Raw genomic sequence first — 626 nt, forward strand, 5'->3', positions numbered from 1 at the left:
TTTATGGGGTGACTGCGTACCTTTTGTATAATGGGTCAGCGACTTATATTCTGTAGCAAGGTTAACCGAATAGGGGAGCCGAAGGGAAACCGAGTCTTAACTGGGCGTTAAGTTGCAGGGTATAGACCCGAAACCCGGTGATCTAGCCATGGGCAGGTTGAAGGTTGGGTAACACTAACTGGAGGACCGAACCGACTAATGTTGAAAAATTAGCGGATGACTTGTGGCTGGGGGTGAAAGGCCAATCAAACCGGGAGATAGCTGGTTCTCCCCGAAAGCTATTTAGGTAGCGCCTCGTGAACTCATCTTCGGGGGTAGAGCACTGTTTCGGCTAGGGGGTCATCCCGACTTACCAACCCGATGCAAACTGCGAATACCGAAGAATGTTATCACGGGAGACACACGGCGGGTGCTAACGTCCGTCGTGAAGAGGGAAACAACCCAGACCGCCAGCTAAGGTCCCAAAGTCATGGTTAAGTGGGAAACGATGTGGGAAGGCTCAGACAGCCAGGATGTTGGCTTAGAAGCAGCCATCATTTAAAGAAAGCGTAATAGCTCACTGGTCGAGTCGGCCTGCGCGGAAGATGTAACGGGGCTAAACCATGCACCGAAGCTGCGGCAGCGAC

General features: G+C 52.2%; 1 rRNA gene. It reads left to right on the plus strand.

The window, feature by feature from the left end:
- Window positions 1-626 (plus strand): 23S ribosomal RNA (locus OGY35_RS01935); the annotation flags it as partial.

The sequence above is a fragment of the Citrobacter sp. Ct235 genome, from assembly GCF_030332305.1.
Taxonomy (GTDB): domain Bacteria; phylum Pseudomonadota; class Gammaproteobacteria; order Enterobacterales; family Enterobacteriaceae; genus Citrobacter_A; species Citrobacter_A telavivensis.